Source organism: Latilactobacillus fuchuensis (assembly GCF_900258455.1).
Lineage (GTDB): Bacteria > Bacillota > Bacilli > Lactobacillales > Lactobacillaceae > Latilactobacillus > Latilactobacillus fuchuensis.
This window is the reverse complement of record NZ_LT984417.1, coordinates 1,516,593-1,534,275: the sequence shown is the minus strand read 5'-3', so window position 1 is coordinate 1,534,275 and position 17,683 is coordinate 1,516,593. Positions and strand designations below refer to the sequence as shown.

Genomic DNA, 17,683 nt, shown 5'->3' with positions numbered 1-17,683 from the left:
GGATTAACCTAAAAATTAGCGTTATGATTTGTACTTTGAATCATAACGCTAATTTTGTAGTTAACCGGAAAAGGCTACTTGAGAAGCACGTTACCAATTGCCTATTAAGTTAAAAAAAAGAGTATCCTGAATTTAGGATACTCTTTTTTTGATTTGAACGGAAATTGATGAGTTATGGCGCGCGTTAAAGAAAAACGTAAACTTACTAATAGGTTGTTAGCTTTTATCACAGCTTGTTTTTAAATTAGAATAAGCGACGGTGGCGGTAGAAACGCCAACCAAAATGACCAATCAGACTCACCAGAATGGTCAGCCCGGAAATTAACAAGCCGAGTTTTAAATAAGGCGGGGTATAGGTGAACTGGATCTTGTGCTGACCTTTTTTGAGGGGCACAGCTAAGAAATTTTTTAAAGCTTTTTTGGGTTTGACCGCTTGGCCATCCACTTTGACTTGCCAGCCGGGCGAATACGGAATCGTGGTCATCAAGACTTGCTTTTGTTTGGTAATCTTAATGGTCCCCGTAATCCTTCGGTTTGAGAAGTGTGTGATTTTGAGCGGATTGGCTTGTAGTTTTTGGATGGTCTGTTGGAAGTTTTGCGTATTTAAACGATAGAGGTTAATATTCTGCAACCAAATCTCAGATTTTGAAAAGGCGAAATCAAGGGTTTGGGTTTGGCCCTTAACGTGATTCGCTAAGTTGACGACGACTGGATCTCGGAAAGTGTCATATTGTTGGACGGTTTGTCCGTTGATCGTAATCCGGACGGCATTTTTTTCAAGACTCGAACCAAGCGTCAGATAGTAAGCGTCATTAGTGGTTGGCGTGAAGGTGTAGATGACATGGCCATCTTTTTTAGAATCAATTTTCAAAAACGTTTCGTTCAGTTTCGGTTTTTGTTTCACATTCTGATAAGTCACCGTGTTGAAGAATTCGAGGTTGAATAACTGCTGATTGACGCCAGTTTGTCCGGATAGTTCAGCAGCAATATTATTCTGTTCAATCAACGGATAATCGGCCGTCTTTTTATGTTTCAGAATTTGGTTGGAAGCGGCAAAACCGAGCGCTAATGCATTCGGATTGTGATAAATCTCAATATCGCCGGCCTTTTTAATCGGTGTGTAATCGACTAAATCGGGTTTATAACTCGTTTTTGGAACCGTCGCTTGGACCGTCTGACTATTCAAATAATAGCGATAGCTTAAAAAGGCGTCGGTGAATTCAGTTTGATTGGTGTCCGCGACGAAGCCATCGCCAGCTGGTTCACCAATCTGGCCCATAAAATTGGGATAGCTCGGTTCCAACATTGAATTGAAATGGGAACCACCAAAGTAATCGGCTTGCATCGGATCATTTTTGGTCCGCATAAAGGTCTTACCGATCCGTTGGAATGCCGCTTTTTGGGGAGTGGTTTGAATTGCCTTTTGGAGTTGCACCGTATAATCAGCGTAATCTTTCTGGGAGACGTAGCTGATCTGGTTCAAACTGATATAAGCGTTGGCGGTCATTTCGAGCGTGACGGTGATTAAAATCAAACAACCCACCGGTAACTTAAAGTGGCGCGGAATCAGTAAGACGGCTAAACTCGCCAGAATTAAAAAACCAATACTGAGATACACTTGGTAGTTATCCAGTGCGGTGAAGGATTTAAGATGTTTTGCGGTATAACCGATACCGCTGATTAATAATAGGAAGGTCCACAAGAGTAACGGCCAGTTCATCCGGGGTTGGTAGTGGAGTCGTTGAACCGCTAAGACGATTAGCCAGAAGCTGATCACGTATGAGAAACGGTAAGGATACCAAACGGGGAATTGCATGCCGTGCCACAATAAATCTAACGGTTCAAAACAAAGCGAGAGCCCCAAGAAGCCGGTGACTACCAAGGCAGCAAGTCGGTCTTTTAGGGGAATCTTTTTGGTGAAGAAGTAGGCTAAAAAGAGAATCAGCACTAAACTACCGACAAAAATATTCGGTTCGCCTTTGGGCATTTGATCGAAATTAAAGTTACCGACAATTAGTTTTGATAACATTTTGAGGGGATTATATTCAAGTTTCCAATGAATTTTTTGAATCGTGTATTGCCCTTTACTCTGCGTTAATTGATAGAAGGTGGGTAATAATAACCAGGCGGCCAATAAACCAGCCCCGAGTGAACCACCGATGAATTTTAGAATGGAGCGGCCAGTTTGCCGCCAAGTGGTATGATGGCAAACGAGCGTCCAAGCAAAATAAGCAACGACGAATAGACAAACCATGTAGCCCATGTAATAATTGACGACGAGTAAAATAGCGAGGCTGATCGGGTATAACCAAAAATGGCGTGGTTTAAAGAGTTGTTCGATGCCTAAGACGATTAAAGGCAACCAGATTAGGGCGTCGAGCCACATGATGTTAAATTGATTGGCAATCGCAAATCCGGATAGCGCAAAGGCAATCCCGAAAGTCGGGAGCCACCAGCCAGTGGCCAGTCGGGTTTTCTTTAAATAATAAGCCATACTGAGACTCGTACAGCCGGTTTTTAAGAGGACGATTAACCAGACCCCGAAACTGAGCCATTTACCAGGGGTTAGAAGGACAACTAGGTTGAAAGGACTCATCAGATAATAAGCCCAAACGCCGAGCATATCGCCACCTAAACCTTTGGCAAAAGAATATAGAAAAGTGCTGGGATGTTGAAGCAAGGTTGTTCTAAAATAGGCAAAAAAATCAATGTATTGCTGGCCTAAATCGACGGTCATAATGGTTTGACCCCCAAAAGGAAAGACGTGGCGCATGATGCCGTAAATAAAGAGTAGGATGACGGGAAGTAGAAAACTAAGGGTTAAAAACCCGTGCCGGTGCCAATAATTGTATAATCGAGTCACAAGAATCCTCCAATTAATAAAAAAATCTAAAAATTAGTTTACAAATCAGCTTTTCCATATTAAAAGCTGTAAACTAGCAATGTAGTGTTTAGTGTCCTTAGCATACCATAATCTTGGTATCATTTAGTGATTTACCATAGCTTGTTCTGGATTATTTTGCTAAACTTAAACAATGAGAATTCTAAAATAGAATCAACTGGATAGGAGCAACTGAACATCCGTGAATATTATTAATCGAAAACCTAAGAAAAAACAAAATAGGGAGAAATCACACATCCCGTTTCGCTTAAACTTCTTGTTCTTCATTGTTTTTGCTTTATTTGCCGCGTTGATCATTCAACTGGCGCGTTTGCAAGTGCTTGGCGGGGCCAGTTATCAAGCCATGGTCAACAGTACGGATAAAACCATCGTGACCGGCAACGTTCCGCGGGGGATGGTGCTCGATTCTAAAGGGCGTGTGTTGGTCGGCAATAGTGCTAAATCGGCCATCTCATATACGAAGAATATGAATGTTTTATCCGATAAGATGTACAAAGAGGCCAACGAATTAACCCAATATTTGACGGTTAAAACAGATACGCTATCAAAGCGTGATCAAATTGATTACTACTTAAGTAACCCTGCTAATCTGAAAAAATGGAACGCTAAGTTGCCGAAATCGAAAAAGGTCGCGGCCGATGGTTCTGAACTCTCAACTAAAAAGGTTTATCAATCAACCATCGATTTAGTCGAAAAGACGTTTACCGGATTATCAGATGAGCAGAAACAAGCGGCCGCCATCTTTAAGATTATGAGTGGCGCTTATCAATTATCGACGGTCTACATTAAGAATTCGGACGTGACCGATAAAGAAATTGCTGAAATTAGTGAACATTTAACCAGTTTACCGGGGATTAGTGTCGGGACGGACTGGGAACGGTCGTATCCGAACGGTTCATCGATGCGCAGTATCATCGGGAGTGTTTCAACTGAATCCCAAGGGTTACCTGAAGATAGTTTGAAATCTTTATTGGCCCAAGGGTATTCACGAAACGACCGGGTCGGGACCAGTTATTTAGAGAAACAATATGAAACGGTCTTACATGGATCGAAATCACAATCCGAAGTTGAAGTCAGCGCGAATAATCAAATTTTATCCAGCAGTGTGCTTTTCAAAGGGCAAAAAGGGAGCAATTTGAATTTAACGATTGACCAGACTTACCAAACCCAAGTCGAAGCGGCGTTGAAGAAGATTTATAACCAAGCCAAGACTGCGGGAGCGACCACCTATTCAGATGGGGCGTACGCGGTGGCGATGAATCCGAAGACCGGCGCGATTTTAGCAATGGCTGGTGAATCAAACGACCGAACGACCACAGAAGTTTCTGATGATGCACTTGGCGTGATTAACCATACGTTTGTCATGGGGTCCGCGGTCAAGGGCGCGACTGTCATGGGTGGTTTGATGGATGGCGTGATTACGCCAACTGACAATACCTTGCCGGACACACCGATTTATTTAGTCGGGACACCGGTCAAGAAATCCGTTTATCCAGTCGGCACGTTTAGTTCGTTAACGGCGCAATCAGCCTTAGAAGTGTCTTCCAATATTTACATGATGCATTTAATCATGAAAGAAGCCAATGCTGACTATGTAGCCAATTCAAAAATGAACATGAGTCCGGATATCTTCACTAAAATGCGCGGTTATTTCAATCAATTCGGATTAGGTCAAAAAACTGGCATTGATTTGCCGGGTGAAGCCAAAGGAATTGAAGGGGCAACTTTGGATTCAGGTGGCAATACCTTAGTCGGTTCGGCACTTGATTTATCTTACGGGAACTACGATGCCTATACCTTAATTCAACTCGCACAATACATTTCAACGATTGCTAATGGTGGCAAACGGATGAAACCTTACTTGGTTGATTCGATTCAACAAACGGGTACCGATGGGTCATTAGGTAAGATTGAAACCAAAACAGCACCAACCGTCTTGAATACCATTGATGCACCGCAATCTTACTTTAACGTGGTTAAAGAAGGGATGTATAACGTCGTCAATGGTTCCAACGCTTGGGGCACAGCGCATACGTTGAAAGATATCAAACCAACGTTAGCCGCTAAGACCGGGACGGCACAATCTTTTGCCCGGACGGATCCTAACGATTCAACCAGTGCACAGGTTGAAACAGTCACCTCAAGTCTCGTTGGTTTTGCACCGTATGACGATCCACAAATTGCGATTGCGGTCGTTTTCCCGAACCTCACATCGGATGATGGCCATTACAATACCTTGCTAGCGCGCGAGATGATTACGGATTATTACAAACTAAATAATATTAAAGAATGAAATATTTAGAAATAACCTTTTCAGATACTATAAAAAATGGTATGATATTATGAGTCTAAGACTTAAACACTAGAAATTAATTAACAGCTTGGAGGCTATATCAATGCGCGTACACATTACAATGGAATGTACAGAATGTCACGAACGTAGTTACTTATCAAACAAAAATAAGCGTAACAACCCAGATCGCTTGGAATTAAAGAAATATTGCCCACGCGACCGTAAAGTGACTTTACACCGTGAAACTAAATAATTAGTTATAAGAGTTAGGGCAACTGCCCCGGCTCTTTTTTTGTTAATTATTAAGGAGGCCTATCAAATGTTGACTAAGAAAGCACTGCGCCAACAACAGATTCAACAATTAGTTGAATTGTCCCAACAACCAGCACTTAAACAGGCTCAAGAAGCGACGATTTTAAAACAGTTGGCCGCATCAAGCGCGTTTCAAGCAGCCACGGTCATCGGAATCACGTTGAGTCAATCAATTGAATATCAAACGCAACCGGTGATTGAATTAGCCAGGCAGCTCGGTAAGACAGTGGTCGTGCCTAAAACCTTACCGAAACGGCAAATGGCTTTCTATGAATTAACCCCGACAACCGAACTGATTAAAAGTGATTTTGGGGTGCTCGAACCGGTCGCCACGGTGGTTCGTGTTCCGGATTTAATGATTGTCCCCGGACTCGCTTTTACGGATGATGGTTGGCGTTTAGGGTTTGGCGGCGGTTATTACGATCGCTATCTGGCCCAAAATCCGATGCCGACCATCGCGTTGGCCTTGAAACCACAACAAAAAGCGGCGTCGGACTGGACAGTTGACCCATTTGATATTAGAATCAATCAAGTAATCAAAGGTTGAAAAGGAGAAGAGATGAACATTAAAAGAAAATTGAATCAATGGCGTGATCAACCATTCGTGGCTTACGGCTTAGTGGTTATTGCGATTTTGATGTTTTGTATCAGATTTGTGTTACCTGCCGTGACGTTCCATGGCTTTGTTTCGGTTAATACTTTATTAACGGGCCAGATTGGCTCATTTATCCTATCCGCCTTTAATGAACTAAGTGTTTCAGGCTTGGTGATGGACGGCTTGATTTTATATTTTGTGGGTGGCCAATTGGAACAATTAGTTGGGCATTGGCGAATATTAGCGATTTACCTATTGAGTGGGCTAGCTGGCTTAGTCACGCAGGGCCTCTTTTTAGGAACAGATTCGATGACCACGACCATCAGTATGGCCGTTTTAGGTATTTTTGGTGGCTTTTTGATGCTCGGGGATGCGTTTAAAGAAAGCGCGGTTCTTGGTCAAGTTGCCCGGCAATATTGGCTCTTTTTAATTTTGTCAGTCGGCTTACAAGTGATTTTTAATCGGAATGCCGTCTATGGAATGCTTGGCGGGATTCTCGGTGGTTTTTTAAGTGCGATGGCGCTTGGTGCACCAAAAGTGGGTAAAATTAACCCGGTAAACCGGATAATCAGTGGTGTGGTTTACGTGGTTGCAATCATTTTATTCGCATATTTGGGTATGAATCGTTAACAATTTTAGGTATACTATTAAAGGTGAAGTTGATGAAAACTCTTTATGATGTGCAACAACTTTTAAAACAATTTGGCGTTTATGTCCATGTTGGCAAGCGACTTTGGGATATTGAATTAACCAGTATTGAATTACGCCACATCTATGATGCGGGGTTAATTGATGGCAAAGTGTATCGTGATGCCAAGATGGTGCTTGTTCATGAACACCGGTTGGAAGAAAAAGAAACATTTAATCATGAATTATTGGAGGAAAAGTTTAAATGACAGATAAAAAATTAATCGGCGTAGATTTGGGTGGCACAACTGCTAAGTTTGCAATTATGACCACGGATGGTGAAATCCAACAACGCTGGAGTATTGAGACTGATATTTTAGATGAAGGTAGTCATATCACACCTGATATCATCGAATCGATTAATCATCATTTAGATTTATATAACATGGTCCCTGCTGATTTTATCGGGATTGGCATGGGAACGCCTGGTAGTGTCGACATCGAAGCCGGCACGGTCATCGGGGCTTATAATTTAAATTGGAAGACAACCCAATATCTAAAGCGTGATATCGAAGCGGGTACTAAAATGAAATTTGCAATTGATAACGATGCCAACGTGGCTGCCTTAGGCGAACGTTGGAAAGGTGCTGGTGAAAACCAACCCGACGTTGCGTTTGTCACATTAGGCACCGGTGTCGGTGGCGGGATTGTCGCTGACGGTCATTTATTGCATGGTGTTGCGGGTTCCGCTGGTGAATTAGGCCACGTGACTGTTCAACCAAATGGTTATGAATGTACTTGTGGTAAAAAAGGCTGTCTTGAAACTTACGCATCAGCAACCGGGGTTGTCCGGGTTGCGCGTGACATGGCTGAAGAATATGCTGGTAACTCTAAATTGAAAACAATGTTAGACGATGGCGAAGAAATCAGTTCGAAACTGGTTTTCGATATGGCAAAAGAATCAGATGCCTTGGCCGTTAAAGTCGTCGATCGCGTTTGTTTCTATCTTGGTTTAGCGTTGGCGAATGTCGGTAATATGTTGAACCCCGCTTACATCGTAATCGGTGGTGGCGTTTCAGCAGCTGGTGAATTCTTACGCAAGCAAGTCCAAGCTTACTTTGAAGAATTTACATTCCCTAACGTTAAGAACACGACTAAGATCCGTTTGGCTAACTTAGGTAACGTAGCTGGTGTCATTGGGGCTGCTTCGTTAGCATTGCAACTTGATCAACAATAATTAAGTTAAAGGAAGTTATGTAGATGTTTGTCTTAGGATCAATTACAACGTGGACCATTAATATTATCTTATTACTCGTTTTACTTTGGTTAGTCGGCGATTGGGCTTACTACAAGATTCAACGCAAACGTTTAGGCGGCGAATTAACGGCCGAAGACTTCGAATCAACGATGCGTAAAGCACAAATTGTTGATTTACGCGATAAAAAAGATTTTGATGCCAACCATATTTTAGGGGCGCGGAGTATTCCGTATCCAATGTTAAAACAAAATATGGGCGAATTGCGTCAAGATTTACCCGTCTATTTATACGATACTGGGATTACATTGAGTATCCGAGCAACGTTAAAATTACGTAAAGCCGGTTTTACAGACATTAAATGGCTGCAAAAAGGTTATGCTGGTTGGACTGGTAAGACGAAACGTAAAAAATCATTAAACTAAAAAAGAACCCAAAAGTCAGTTGAGTATTAGCGACTTTTGGGTTTTTCATTTCAAATAAAAAAGGACCGTGGCATAAATTTCAGTATCTTGATGTTAATGGATATGTTTCGTTGACGCGTGTCAGAACTCATCAATCTCCGTTCAGATCAAAAAAGCTGATTATCCTTAGTTCGGAATAATCAACTTTTTCAACTTGATACTCAATTGATAACCAAGTTCTGTCACAGCTAGTACTATATTAACCTTGGTGAGCAGCGTGGCTCTTACGGTTAGCGCGCCGACGATTATCTTCAATTTGGGATTCTTTTTCTTCGATTGGATCAACAACGGTTTTCTTGAAAGCCAATAATGAACCAGCAATCGCCCCAACTGTTGAAATTGTACCGATAACGAAACCTTTAGCAAATTTATGTTTCATGATAAAACCTCCTAAGATCTAATTGATTCAAGCTATAAACTTATTATCGCGTATTTAGGCTTGAATAGCCAGTAAAATCCATTAATTAGTGGGGTGAAATAATGACAAAAGAAAAAGTATTAGTCATCGTGGGGCCGACGGGGGTTGGTAAAACAGCCCTTAGCCTAACCTTGGCGCAACAGTTGAACGGTGAAATCATCTCCGGAGACTCTATGCAGGTCTACCGCCAATTAGATATTGGGACCGCTAAAGCGACACCGGCGGAACAAGCGCAAGCACCACACCATTTAATTGATATTGTCGATGTGCAAGAACGGTTTACCGCGTATGATTTTCAACAGCAAGGGCAGTCGTTGGTGCAGCAGATTCGCCAACGGAATGCGTTACCGATGATTGTTGGTGGGACCGGTCTGTATTTACAAGCATTATTGTATGATATGACGTTAGGCACAGCTGAAGAAGCTGAAGCTAATTTTAAGGTTCGCCAAAAATGGCAAGCTTATTTAACCGATCACACGCCGGCCGAACTGTGGCAAACACTTCAGCAAATTGATCCACAAGCGGCGGCTAAGATTCCGCCGGCTAATACACGCCGAGTCATTCGCGCGCTTGAAGTCTATGAAACGACGGGTGTGAAATTTTCTGATCAAAAACCCAATGAATTACGTTACGATACGTACGTGATTGGGTTGAATTGTGATCGATCGGTTTTATATGAACGGATTGATCAACGCGTGGATCAGATGTTAGCGACTGGGTTATTGGATGAAGCTAAATGGGCGTACCAGCAACAGGCTGATAGTCCCCAAGCGGTCCGGGGGATTGGTTATAAAGAGTTTTATCCCTATTTTGATGGCCAGTATTCATTAGCGCGCGCCGTTGAACTCGTCAAACAAAATTCACGGCATTACGCCAAACGCCAATTAACGTGGTTTAGAAATCAAATTCCGGTTCATTGGTATAATTTAGTGGAAAATCAGGCTGAAGATCTTGTCCGTATTCAACAGGATGTTCAAGCTTGGTTAGAAAAGTGAGGAAGAATATAAATGAGTTGGCAAACCGAATTAGCACCCGAATTACAAACTAAAATTCAAGCCGTTGACGCCCAAATTGCTCCCCGATTGACAGCGTTAGACGATCAGATTATCAATAATCAAGCTAAAGTGCTACAGGCTTTTCAAGATCAGTCAATTTCGGAAACGCATTTAAATGGGACAACCGGTTATGGGAATGACGATCAAGGACGCGACAAACTGGAAGCGGTCTATAGTCAAGTCTTTGGGACTGAAGACGCACTCGTCCGACCCCAACTGGTTTCAGGAACGCACGCGATTGGGACGGCCCTGTTAGGGATGCTACGCCCAGGGGATGATTTACTTTATTTAACGGGCGAACCCTACGATACCCTGCAAGAAGTCATCGGCATCGCTGGTAACGGGATTGGTTCGTTGAAGGAATACCAAATTGGCTTTGATTACGTGCCATTATTGGCAGATGGGAGTGTCGATTTCGAATTAGCGAAAACGATGATTACCGCTAAAACAAAGGTCATTGCGATTCAACGTTCACGCGGCTATGCCGTTCGCGATAGTTTTACGGTCGCTAAAATTGCGGAAATGGTTCGTTTCATCAAAACGGTTAATCCGGACAGTATCATCTTCGTCGATAATGCTTATGGTGAATTTTCAGAAGTGATTGAACCCACGGATGTCGGCGTCGATGTCATGGCCGGTTCGTTGATTAAAAATGCCGGCGGTGGGATTGCCCAAACAGGCGGCTACATTGTCGGGACGCAACGTTTGATTGAAATGATTGGTTATCGCTTAACCGTGCCGGGTGTCGGTGCGAGTGAGGGTGCAACCCAAGGTAATTTACAGTTAATGTTTGAAGGCTTTTTCTTGGCGCCAAGTGTGACCGGTAATGCCATTAAAGGGGCGATTTATGAAGCGGCACTGCTTGAAAAAATGGGCTTGTCGGTTTCGCCTAAATGGGACGCGCCGCGGACCGATTTAATTCAAACCGTCAACTTCGGTAATCCGGATGACATGGTTAAATTTGCCGGTTGTGTGCAAGCGCAATCGCCAATTGATTCGTTTGTGACCCCGATTCCAAGTGACTTTGCCGGTTATGAAGATCAAATCGTCATGGCAGCTGGGACCTTCATTCAAGGGGCTAGTATTGAATTCTCCGCTGACGGCCCCATTCGGGCACCGTACACGCTTTATTTACAAGGCGGGTTAACTTACGCCCACATTAAGTTGGCGATCAGTCGTGCCGTACAGACGACGTATTATGCTTAACACAAATCAAGAAAAGATTAGACCATAAATTGGTTTAGTCTTTTTTATTTTTATGATAAAATCAAAATAAAATTTAGACGTGCGAGGCATGTGATGGTTGAGTTATCAGCGCAACAACAATTTGAAACGAATCCAGATGGGGTGCAAGCTTATCAAGCCTATTTTGGAACGCCGACGTACGATGACCGTTTATGGTTTGTATTATTGACGGTGGGGGTCTTTCAAGTCGGCTTGAGTTGGCAAGCAGCAGCCAGTAAGTTACCCGTTTATCGCGCTGTTTTTGCGGGGATGTCAATTGAAGAAGTCGCGCAGTTCGATGAAGCCGATGTCGAACGACTGCAGCAAGATGAACGGCTGATTCGCAATCCACGTAAGATTCGAGCGGTGATTCAAAATGCGCGGGCGATTTTAGCCATCCAGGCGACCGGTATCAGTTTCTCCGAATTTCTATGGGATTTTGTCGGTGGCCAACCGCAGCTGTTATTAATGAGTGATTCTGGGGTGACTGAGCGGTCAGCGCCAATCAGTACGCAATTAGCGAAGGCATTAAAAAAACGCGGGTTCAAGTTTGTCGGACCAGTTGTGACGCACATGATGATGCTTGCCGGTGGCTTGTTACAAGTTGCGGACGACTAAGGGTTATTAGTTGTCGGTCAAGTGAGATTGCGCGATAATAACGGTATTAAGTGAAGGGTGGTCATCCAATGACAGCAAAAACATTTCAATTTGATCCAGAATTAGTCGTTAATCGTTTGGGATATGGCACGATGCAATTACCTGGCAAAGGCGTTTGGGGACCGGCTGAAAATCCGGAAGAAGCGGTGGCTGTGATGCAAGCTGTCTTAGCGAGCGATGTTAATTTTATCGACACAGCTGATTCTTACGGGCCATTTTTCGCGAATCTATATGTAAAAGAAGCCCTTAAAACCTATCGAGGACCGCATAAAATGATTGCAACTAAAGTCGGTTTTACCCGCCAAGGACCGGGGGAATGGACGGTTGTCGGTCGCCCCGAATATTTACGCCAACAAGTTGAGTTGAACTTATGGTCGTTGGGACTAGAGTCAATTGATTTATTGCAACTGCACCGGATTGATCCGGCGGTTTCGTTAGAAGCGCAAATTGGTGTTTTAGCTGATATGCAACAAGAGGGTAAGATTAAACACATCGGGTTATCACAAGTGTCAGTCTCTGAATTGAAACAAGCCCAAGCGATTACGCCGATTGTTTCGGTTCAAAATCGTTATAACCTGATCGACCGTCATGACGAAGCGGTTTTGAACTATGCTGACGAACAAGGGATTGCGTTTATTCCGTGGTTCCCGTTAGCGACTGGTAAGTTAGCAACTGATGAAAATGGCATCTTGATGCAAATCGCTAAGACCCACCAAGCCCAACCGGCTCAAATTGCGTTGGCTTGGTTATTACAGCGTTCCGACGTCATTTTGCCGATTCCAGGCACACGTAATATTGCGCATTTAAAGGCCAATATTGCCGCGCAAGAAATTGTTTTAACGCCTGCTGAATTTGATCAATTAAGTCGATTAGCAGATTAAAAGCCAAAAGAATTTGAACCTTAAAGGGGGGCGAATTCTTTTTTATTTTTAACTGATGTTAGAAAACCTAACATCAAATGTTGACCGGATTAAAAGTGACTGTTATGATAAAACGCAAGTGAGGTGAAATCAATGGCTGAAAAACAACTGAGACGTAATTTAGCGGTGTTGCCAATCGGGACCGTGATGAAATTAACGGGTCAAACGGCGCGCCAAATTCGGTATTACGAAGCACAACAACTCGTTTTACCAGAACGAACTGCTGGACACCAACGACTTTTTTCATTAAACGATGTCGATCGTTTGTTAGAACTTAAAGATTATTTAGCGGAAGGGGCGACTATCGCCCAAATTCGCCAAATCTACCAGAAGCAGGCGCAAAAACGGCAGCAACCTGAATTGTCAGACACGCAAACCCGTCAGCTACTGGCCCAAGAATTATTGTCGGTCAGTGGTTTAGTTGGACAACGGTCAGCAATTTCACAATCATCTAAATTATATTAAGGGGCGATCGGATTAATGGCACGTAAAGTATTGGCAGCAGCCACTATCAAGCAATTAGTAGAAACAGAAAACGTTAAATTTTTGAGATTAATGTTCACGGATATCAACGGCATTATTAAGAATGTGGAAGTTCCGATTAGTCAATTAGATAAAGTGTTGAGCAACAAAATGATGTTTGATGGTTCTTCAATCGACGGTTTTGTGCGAATCGAAGAAAGTGATATGTATTTACGGCCAGATTTAAGCACTTGGTTAATTTTCCCATGGGAAGCTGAACACGGCAAAGTTGCCCGATTAATCTGTTCAGTTTACACCGCAGCTGGTGAACCATTCCTAGGCGATCCCCGCAACAATTTAAAAAAATTAGTCCGCGATATGCAAGCAAAGGGTTTTAAAGATTTCAACATTGGACCTGAACCTGAATTTTTCTTATTCAAATTAGATGAATTTGGCAAACCAACGTTAAAATTAAACGATCAAGGGGGCTATTTCGATTTTGCCCCAGTTGATTTAGGCGAAAACTGTCGCCGTGATATTGTTTTGGAACTTGAAAAAATGGGCTTTGAAGTTGAAGCCAGCCATCATGAAGTCGCACCTGGTCAACATGAAATTGATTTCAAATATGCGGATGCCGTCGATGCGGCCGATAATATTCAAACCTTTAAGTTAGTCGTTAAAACGATTGCTCGTAAACACGGATTGCACGCGACGTTCATGCCAAAACCACTCCATGGTGTCAACGGTTCTGGGATGCACATCAACATGTCACTCTTTACTGAAGAGGGTCAAAATGCGTTCTTTGATGAAAATGGCAAGGAACAACTTTCTGAAACGGCTTATTATTTCTTAGCCGGTTTATTACACCACGCCCGTGCGATTACCGCCATCAACAATCCAACGGTTAATTCGTACAAACGATTAGTCCCTGGTTTTGAAGCGCCCGTTTACGTCGCTTGGTCAGGTCATAACCGTTCACCATTGATTCGAGTACCCCAATCACGCGGTTTATCAACCCGTTTGGAACTTCGGAGTGTCGATCCCAGCGCCAATCCATATCTAGCCATCAGTGCGATTTTAGCGGCCGGTTTGTCAGGCTTAGAACAAAAATTATCACCTGATGCTGGCGTTGACCGCAACATCTACAGCATGGATGAAACGGAACGGAAACAAAGTCACATCACCGATTTACCTTCGACCTTGCACAATGCGTTGAAAGAATTAGCTGATGATCAAATCATTAAAGATTCAATGGGGCCTTATCTCTATCAAAGTTTCATGGATTCTAAATCACTCGAATGGGCGGCTTATCGTCAACAAGTGTCTGAATGGGAACGTGAACAATACCTAGAGCTTTATTAGTCGCAATTTGTGAGTGTTTTTTGTACAATGAACTTTTAAGTAAAGGAAGTTTATTCAATGAAAACATTAGTGATTGTTAGTCACCCAGAAATTGAAAATTCAATGGTTCAAAACTTTTTAAAAGCAAGTTGTGCCGGACTGGAAGAGGTCACTTGGCATGTTTTGCCATCAATCTTAGATGTAGCTTTCGAACAAGCCCAACTAAAGACTCATGACCGGATTATTCTCCAATTCCCGCTTTATTGGTACGCTGCACCGGCCAGTTTAAAAAATTGGTTGGATACCGTCTTAACCGGCGACTTTGCGTTTAACGGGAGCCAACCGTTAGCAGGTAAAGAATTTGGGCTGGTTGTGTCAACGGGCATTGCCGCAAAACATTTTCAAGCTGGTGGTAGCGAACAAGCGACCATGTCAGAAATTTTAAGGCCCTATGAACTGGTTGCGCGGAAACTAGGGATGACGTATTTAACGCCATTCGTGATTCACCAACTGGGTTATTGGTCTGAAACGGCGAAACAGTTATTGGTCGTTGATTACCAACGCTATCTTAGCCAGCAAAACTTTACGTTAACGGATAAAGTCGCTTGGTTCCAAGCACAATTAGCCCAGCGGCAAGCGGTGGCTGAAGATGAAGCGCAACAGCAGCAGTTGGTCTTAATTGGGGAACAATTAGCGGAACAAAGCGAGTTGTTAACCGATTTGAACTGGCAAGTCCAAATGATTCGGCAAGAAGAAGGTGAAGGCTAATGACTGAAGAAAATTGGTTACAACAACAGATTCAGCAATTACAAAGCCAAGCCACCACTTATGAAGATCAAGCTTTTTATCAGGCACTCGGTCAAGTCAGTCACGAACTAGCGCAACGAATTGAACAACGCCAAGGTGAATTGGATGGCCGCATCTGGAACGCGACAAAATGGTAACTGAAATGTTGCTAAGCACAGGAGTCAGTGGGATTGGCACGTTATCAATTGTCTATCAAGTCGGAAAATCCGATTATCCTGAATTTAGGGATAATCGGATTTTTTGATTGCTTAAAAAAGAACTTGCTTTCATTCTGGAAAGCGCTTATATTCAAGCTAGATTAACGATTAGTGGAGGCGATTGAAATGGCAGTACACGACTATTTTAAGTTCATGACCAATGCAACCAGTTTAACGGGAGACGACACGGCTAATTATCTATTAACGAGTCAGATTCCGATTGATGAAACGATTCTAAAACAGGCTTTGGGTGATCAGGCTAGTTATTTGCGCACTTATGGGGATGCGGGTTATCAGTTTAAGTCAGCTGCTAGCTTGCCTGCTTTGAAGCAATTAATCATGGCCAGCACTAATTTGTCACAAGACCAACTTGAATTAATTAGCTTATCAGGATTGAATGGGTTAAGACCTTAAGTGACGCAAAAAAAGAAGCCTAATCATTGCGATTAGACTTCTTTTTACTATTTAAATTAATAGCGTTTAATTAATGCAACAAAAGCATCCACGATTGCTTGGAAGAAACCGATTGTGTCTGGGTTATTCACATCACCGTTGTCATCTAATAAATTCATGACATTGCCGATATAAGCTTCTGGTTGTTGAACCGTTGGCATGTTTAAGAAAACAAGTGATTGACGTAAGTGATGGTTGGCGCCAAATCCACTGATAGCACCAGGTGAGACGCTGACAATTTCAGCGGGTTTGTTATCCCAAACACTGGCACCATAAGGGCGTGAACCAACGTCTAAAGCGTTTTTCAAAACGGCAGGGACTGAACGGTTATATTCTGGTGTCACGAATAAAACGGCGTCCATTGTTTGCATCTTTTCTCTAAACGTGGTGTAAGCGGCCGGCACTTGGTCAAGATCATCGTAATCTTGATTATATAAAGGGAGATCGCCAATTTCGATCACTTCTAAATTGAAATCAGCGGGGAATAGCTTGCTTAAATTCTTAGCAACAGCTTTACTAAATGAATCTTTGCGTAAACTTCCGACTAAAACAGCGATATTTTTTGACATATAAAAACCTCCAGTAATTTAACTTATTTTTTGTAAGTAACTTTAGTATAGCACGCAACTTTTTAGATGCAACTAATGATACTTATACTTTCAGCATATAAAGGTGAAGGGACTTATGCAAATAAAACGACTTTTAAGCGAACAGATTTGAATTATGAGTGAGACTACCAGTATAATAAAGCTAATCGATCAATTAATTATTGGAGCTGACAACATGGAAATCAAATGGCAAGTGCAAGCCGGGCAACAGCGGAGTTTTAAACAGTTTTTATTGGGCCAGGGTATCAGTCAGCGATTATACACTAAAATTAAAGCGTTACAGTTACCGCTTTATTTGAATCAAAAAAAAGTGACGCCTGACAGTGTCGTTCAAGTTGGGGATTGGGTTAGTTTACAGCTACCTGCAGAACCGGCAGACGAGTCCGTCATCATCAGTCATGGCCCGCTGAGCGTAATCTATGAAGATGAGTACTGGTTAGTGGTCGACAAACCAGCCGGACTCTCGACGATTCCAGGGCCGACTAACCAGACTGATACGTTGTTGAATCGGATTAAAGGTTATTGGCAACAACAAGGTGCCCAAAATTTGGTGCCGCATATTATCACCCGGTTAGATTACGACACAAGTGGGGTGGTCTTAGTTGGGAAACACCAAGTTGCCCAGAGTTTATTGCAACCGCAAATTGAAAAGCATCAATTACAGAAACTTTATTTAGCGGTGGTCGCGGGCAACGGATTAGCCGCACAAGGTGAAATCAACGCACCGATTGGTCGGGTAGCTACGGAAATTCGGCGCCAAGTTTTGGCAACTGGTCAATCGGCGCGGACGAGTTATTGGTTGTTAGGAGAAAGTAACGATCGTGCCGCGGTCAAAGTTCAAATTCACACGGGCCGGACGCACCAAATTCGGGTCCATTTCAGCGATTTAGGGCATCCGCTGTTAGGTGATCAATTATATGGCGGACCGCTTGATTTAGGGATTGAGCGTCAAGCATTACACGCATATCAATTATGTTTCTTAGATCCTTTTACACAACAAACCAAGTGTTTTAACGCACCAATCCCAGAAGAGATTCAAACCGTATTGCCGGCTACGGTACAACTAGCAGATTTAGTAAATTAGTAGCAGCAA

At 42.8% G+C, this 17,683-nt stretch carries 20 protein-coding genes; 17 read left to right on the top strand and 3 right to left on the bottom strand.

The genetic code is table 11. From position 1 onward, the window contains the following. Positions 1-244: 244 nt before the first annotated feature. Positions 245-2,863 (bottom strand): YfhO family protein, encoded by a 2,619-nt coding sequence (locus tag LFUMFP_RS07290; RefSeq protein WP_056950817.1) that lies wholly within the window; start codon positions 2,861-2,863, stop codon positions 245-247. Between the two features lie 220 nt (positions 2,864-3,083). On the opposite strand from LFUMFP_RS07290, the gene LFUMFP_RS07285 reads away from it, so the two are divergent. The 7 genes from LFUMFP_RS07285 to LFUMFP_RS07255 all read left to right on the top strand — a co-directional run bounded on the left by LFUMFP_RS07285 (position 3,084) and on the right by LFUMFP_RS07255 (position 8,409). Further along, positions 3,084-5,195, top strand: a complete 2,112-nt coding sequence (locus LFUMFP_RS07285; protein WP_056950815.1) for a peptidoglycan D,D-transpeptidase FtsI family protein — start codon at positions 3,084-3,086, stop codon at positions 5,193-5,195. A gap of 103 nt (positions 5,196-5,298) precedes the next feature. Next, entirely contained in the window at positions 5,299-5,448 is a 150-nt protein-coding gene (rpmG, locus tag LFUMFP_RS07280) for a 50S ribosomal protein L33 (protein ID WP_081779567.1), read from the top strand. 66 nt (positions 5,449-5,514) lie between these two features. Then, a complete protein-coding gene (locus LFUMFP_RS07275; RefSeq protein ID WP_025083951.1) occupies positions 5,515-6,054 on the top strand; it encodes a 5-formyltetrahydrofolate cyclo-ligase in 540 nt (179 codons plus the stop codon). 12 nt (positions 6,055-6,066) lie between these two features. Continuing rightward, a complete protein-coding gene (locus LFUMFP_RS07270) occupies positions 6,067-6,732 on the top strand; it encodes a rhomboid family intramembrane serine protease (RefSeq protein ID WP_025083952.1) in 666 nt (221 codons plus the stop codon). Positions 6,733-6,764: 32 nt separating this feature from the next. Next, positions 6,765-6,998, top strand: coding sequence for a YqgQ family protein (locus tag LFUMFP_RS07265; protein WP_025083953.1), 234 nt, complete (start codon positions 6,765-6,767; stop codon positions 6,996-6,998). After that, a complete protein-coding gene (locus tag LFUMFP_RS07260) occupies positions 6,995-7,966 on the top strand; it encodes an ROK family glucokinase (RefSeq protein ID WP_025083954.1) in 972 nt (323 codons plus the stop codon). The genes LFUMFP_RS07265 and LFUMFP_RS07260 overlap by 4 nt, the downstream gene beginning before the upstream one ends. 23 nt (positions 7,967-7,989) lie before the next feature. After that, on the top strand, positions 7,990-8,409 hold the full coding sequence (locus LFUMFP_RS07255; protein WP_106483342.1) for a rhodanese-like domain-containing protein: 420 nt from the start codon (positions 7,990-7,992) through the stop codon (positions 8,407-8,409). A 238-nt stretch (positions 8,410-8,647) separates the two neighbouring features. Here the strand turns inward: LFUMFP_RS07255 and LFUMFP_RS07250 are convergent, their stop codons facing one another. Beyond that, positions 8,648-8,827: a DUF3042 family protein gene (locus LFUMFP_RS07250; RefSeq protein ID WP_025083956.1), complete on the bottom strand. Its 180-nt coding sequence runs from the start codon at positions 8,825-8,827 to the stop codon at positions 8,648-8,650. Positions 8,828-8,928: 101 nt separating this feature from the next. Here LFUMFP_RS07250 and miaA point away from each other — a divergent pair, with 101 nt between their 5' ends. From miaA to LFUMFP_RS07215, 9 genes are all read left to right on the top strand, one after another. Then, the gene (miaA, locus tag LFUMFP_RS09900; protein ID WP_199190573.1) at positions 8,929-9,861 is read left to right on the top strand and encodes a tRNA (adenosine(37)-N6)-dimethylallyltransferase MiaA; all 933 of its coding nucleotides are present in this window, start codon (positions 8,929-8,931) and stop codon (positions 9,859-9,861) included. A gap of 12 nt (positions 9,862-9,873) precedes the next feature. After that, complete coding sequence (locus LFUMFP_RS09895; RefSeq protein ID WP_199190572.1) at positions 9,874-11,127, top strand: methionine gamma-lyase family protein; 1,254 nt, start codon at positions 9,874-9,876, stop codon at positions 11,125-11,127. Positions 11,128-11,220: 93 nt separating this feature from the next. Continuing rightward, on the top strand, positions 11,221-11,763 hold the full coding sequence (locus LFUMFP_RS07240; RefSeq protein ID WP_025083531.1) for a DNA-3-methyladenine glycosylase I: 543 nt from the start codon (positions 11,221-11,223) through the stop codon (positions 11,761-11,763). A 68-nt stretch (positions 11,764-11,831) separates the two neighbouring features. After that, positions 11,832-12,683 carry an aldo/keto reductase gene (locus LFUMFP_RS07235; protein WP_025083530.1) on the top strand — a complete coding sequence of 284 codons (852 nt, stop codon included), beginning with the start codon at positions 11,832-11,834 and terminating at the stop codon, positions 12,681-12,683. 132 nt (positions 12,684-12,815) lie between these two features. Next, positions 12,816-13,187 (top strand): MerR family transcriptional regulator, encoded by a 372-nt coding sequence (locus LFUMFP_RS07230; protein WP_025083529.1) that lies wholly within the window; start codon positions 12,816-12,818, stop codon positions 13,185-13,187. 15 nt (positions 13,188-13,202) lie between these two features. Further along, positions 13,203-14,546, top strand: a complete 1,344-nt coding sequence (gene glnA, locus LFUMFP_RS07225; RefSeq protein ID WP_025083528.1) for a type I glutamate--ammonia ligase — start codon at positions 13,203-13,205, stop codon at positions 14,544-14,546. Positions 14,547-14,603: 57 nt separating this feature from the next. After that, the gene (locus LFUMFP_RS07220) at positions 14,604-15,293 is read left to right on the top strand and encodes an NAD(P)H-dependent oxidoreductase (protein ID WP_025083527.1); all 690 of its coding nucleotides are present in this window, start codon (positions 14,604-14,606) and stop codon (positions 15,291-15,293) included. Beyond that, positions 15,293-15,469, top strand: a complete 177-nt coding sequence (locus tag LFUMFP_RS09890; RefSeq protein WP_169788636.1) for a hypothetical protein — start codon at positions 15,293-15,295, stop codon at positions 15,467-15,469. The genes LFUMFP_RS07220 and LFUMFP_RS09890 overlap by 1 nt, the downstream gene beginning before the upstream one ends. 186 nt (positions 15,470-15,655) lie before the next feature. Beyond that, positions 15,656-15,943, top strand: a complete 288-nt coding sequence (locus tag LFUMFP_RS07215; RefSeq protein ID WP_025083526.1) for a hypothetical protein — start codon at positions 15,656-15,658, stop codon at positions 15,941-15,943. Between the two features lie 56 nt (positions 15,944-15,999). On the opposite strand, the gene LFUMFP_RS07210 is transcribed toward LFUMFP_RS07215, so the two are convergent. Then, positions 16,000-16,551, bottom strand: coding sequence for an NADPH-dependent FMN reductase (locus tag LFUMFP_RS07210; RefSeq protein WP_025083525.1), 552 nt, complete (start codon positions 16,549-16,551; stop codon positions 16,000-16,002). A gap of 214 nt (positions 16,552-16,765) precedes the next feature. Between LFUMFP_RS07210 and LFUMFP_RS07205 the strand changes: the two genes are divergently transcribed. Beyond that, a complete protein-coding gene (locus LFUMFP_RS07205; RefSeq protein WP_025083524.1) occupies positions 16,766-17,674 on the top strand; it encodes an RluA family pseudouridine synthase in 909 nt (302 codons plus the stop codon). Positions 17,675-17,683 lie beyond the last annotated feature (9 nt).

Coding starts and splice junctions, on each gene's coding strand:
- rpmG (WP_081779567.1), top strand. CDS start 5,299: ATGCGCGTACACATTACAATGGAATGTACAGAATGTCACGAACGTAGT.
- LFUMFP_RS07275 (WP_025083951.1), top strand. CDS start 5,515: ATGTTGACTAAGAAAGCACTGCGCCAACAACAGATTCAACAATTAGTT.
- LFUMFP_RS07270 (WP_025083952.1), top strand. CDS start 6,067: ATGAACATTAAAAGAAAATTGAATCAATGGCGTGATCAACCATTCGTG.
- LFUMFP_RS07265 (WP_025083953.1), top strand. CDS start 6,765: ATGAAAACTCTTTATGATGTGCAACAACTTTTAAAACAATTTGGCGTT.
- LFUMFP_RS07260 (WP_025083954.1), top strand. CDS start 6,995: ATGACAGATAAAAAATTAATCGGCGTAGATTTGGGTGGCACAACTGCT.
- LFUMFP_RS07255 (WP_106483342.1), top strand. CDS start 7,990: ATGTTTGTCTTAGGATCAATTACAACGTGGACCATTAATATTATCTTA.
- LFUMFP_RS07250 (WP_025083956.1), bottom strand. CDS start 8,827: ATGAAACATAAATTTGCTAAAGGTTTCGTTATCGGTACAATTTCAACA.
- miaA (WP_199190573.1), top strand. CDS start 8,929: ATGACAAAAGAAAAAGTATTAGTCATCGTGGGGCCGACGGGGGTTGGT.
- LFUMFP_RS09895 (WP_199190572.1), top strand. CDS start 9,874: ATGAGTTGGCAAACCGAATTAGCACCCGAATTACAAACTAAAATTCAA.
- LFUMFP_RS07240 (WP_025083531.1), top strand. CDS start 11,221: ATGGTTGAGTTATCAGCGCAACAACAATTTGAAACGAATCCAGATGGG.
- LFUMFP_RS07235 (WP_025083530.1), top strand. CDS start 11,832: ATGACAGCAAAAACATTTCAATTTGATCCAGAATTAGTCGTTAATCGT.
- LFUMFP_RS07230 (WP_025083529.1), top strand. CDS start 12,816: ATGGCTGAAAAACAACTGAGACGTAATTTAGCGGTGTTGCCAATCGGG.
- glnA (WP_025083528.1), top strand. CDS start 13,203: ATGGCACGTAAAGTATTGGCAGCAGCCACTATCAAGCAATTAGTAGAA.
- LFUMFP_RS07220 (WP_025083527.1), top strand. CDS start 14,604: ATGAAAACATTAGTGATTGTTAGTCACCCAGAAATTGAAAATTCAATG.
- LFUMFP_RS09890 (WP_169788636.1), top strand. CDS start 15,293: ATGACTGAAGAAAATTGGTTACAACAACAGATTCAGCAATTACAAAGC.
- LFUMFP_RS07215 (WP_025083526.1), top strand. CDS start 15,656: ATGGCAGTACACGACTATTTTAAGTTCATGACCAATGCAACCAGTTTA.
- LFUMFP_RS07210 (WP_025083525.1), bottom strand. CDS start 16,551: ATGTCAAAAAATATCGCTGTTTTAGTCGGAAGTTTACGCAAAGATTCA.
- LFUMFP_RS07205 (WP_025083524.1), top strand. CDS start 16,766: ATGGAAATCAAATGGCAAGTGCAAGCCGGGCAACAGCGGAGTTTTAAA.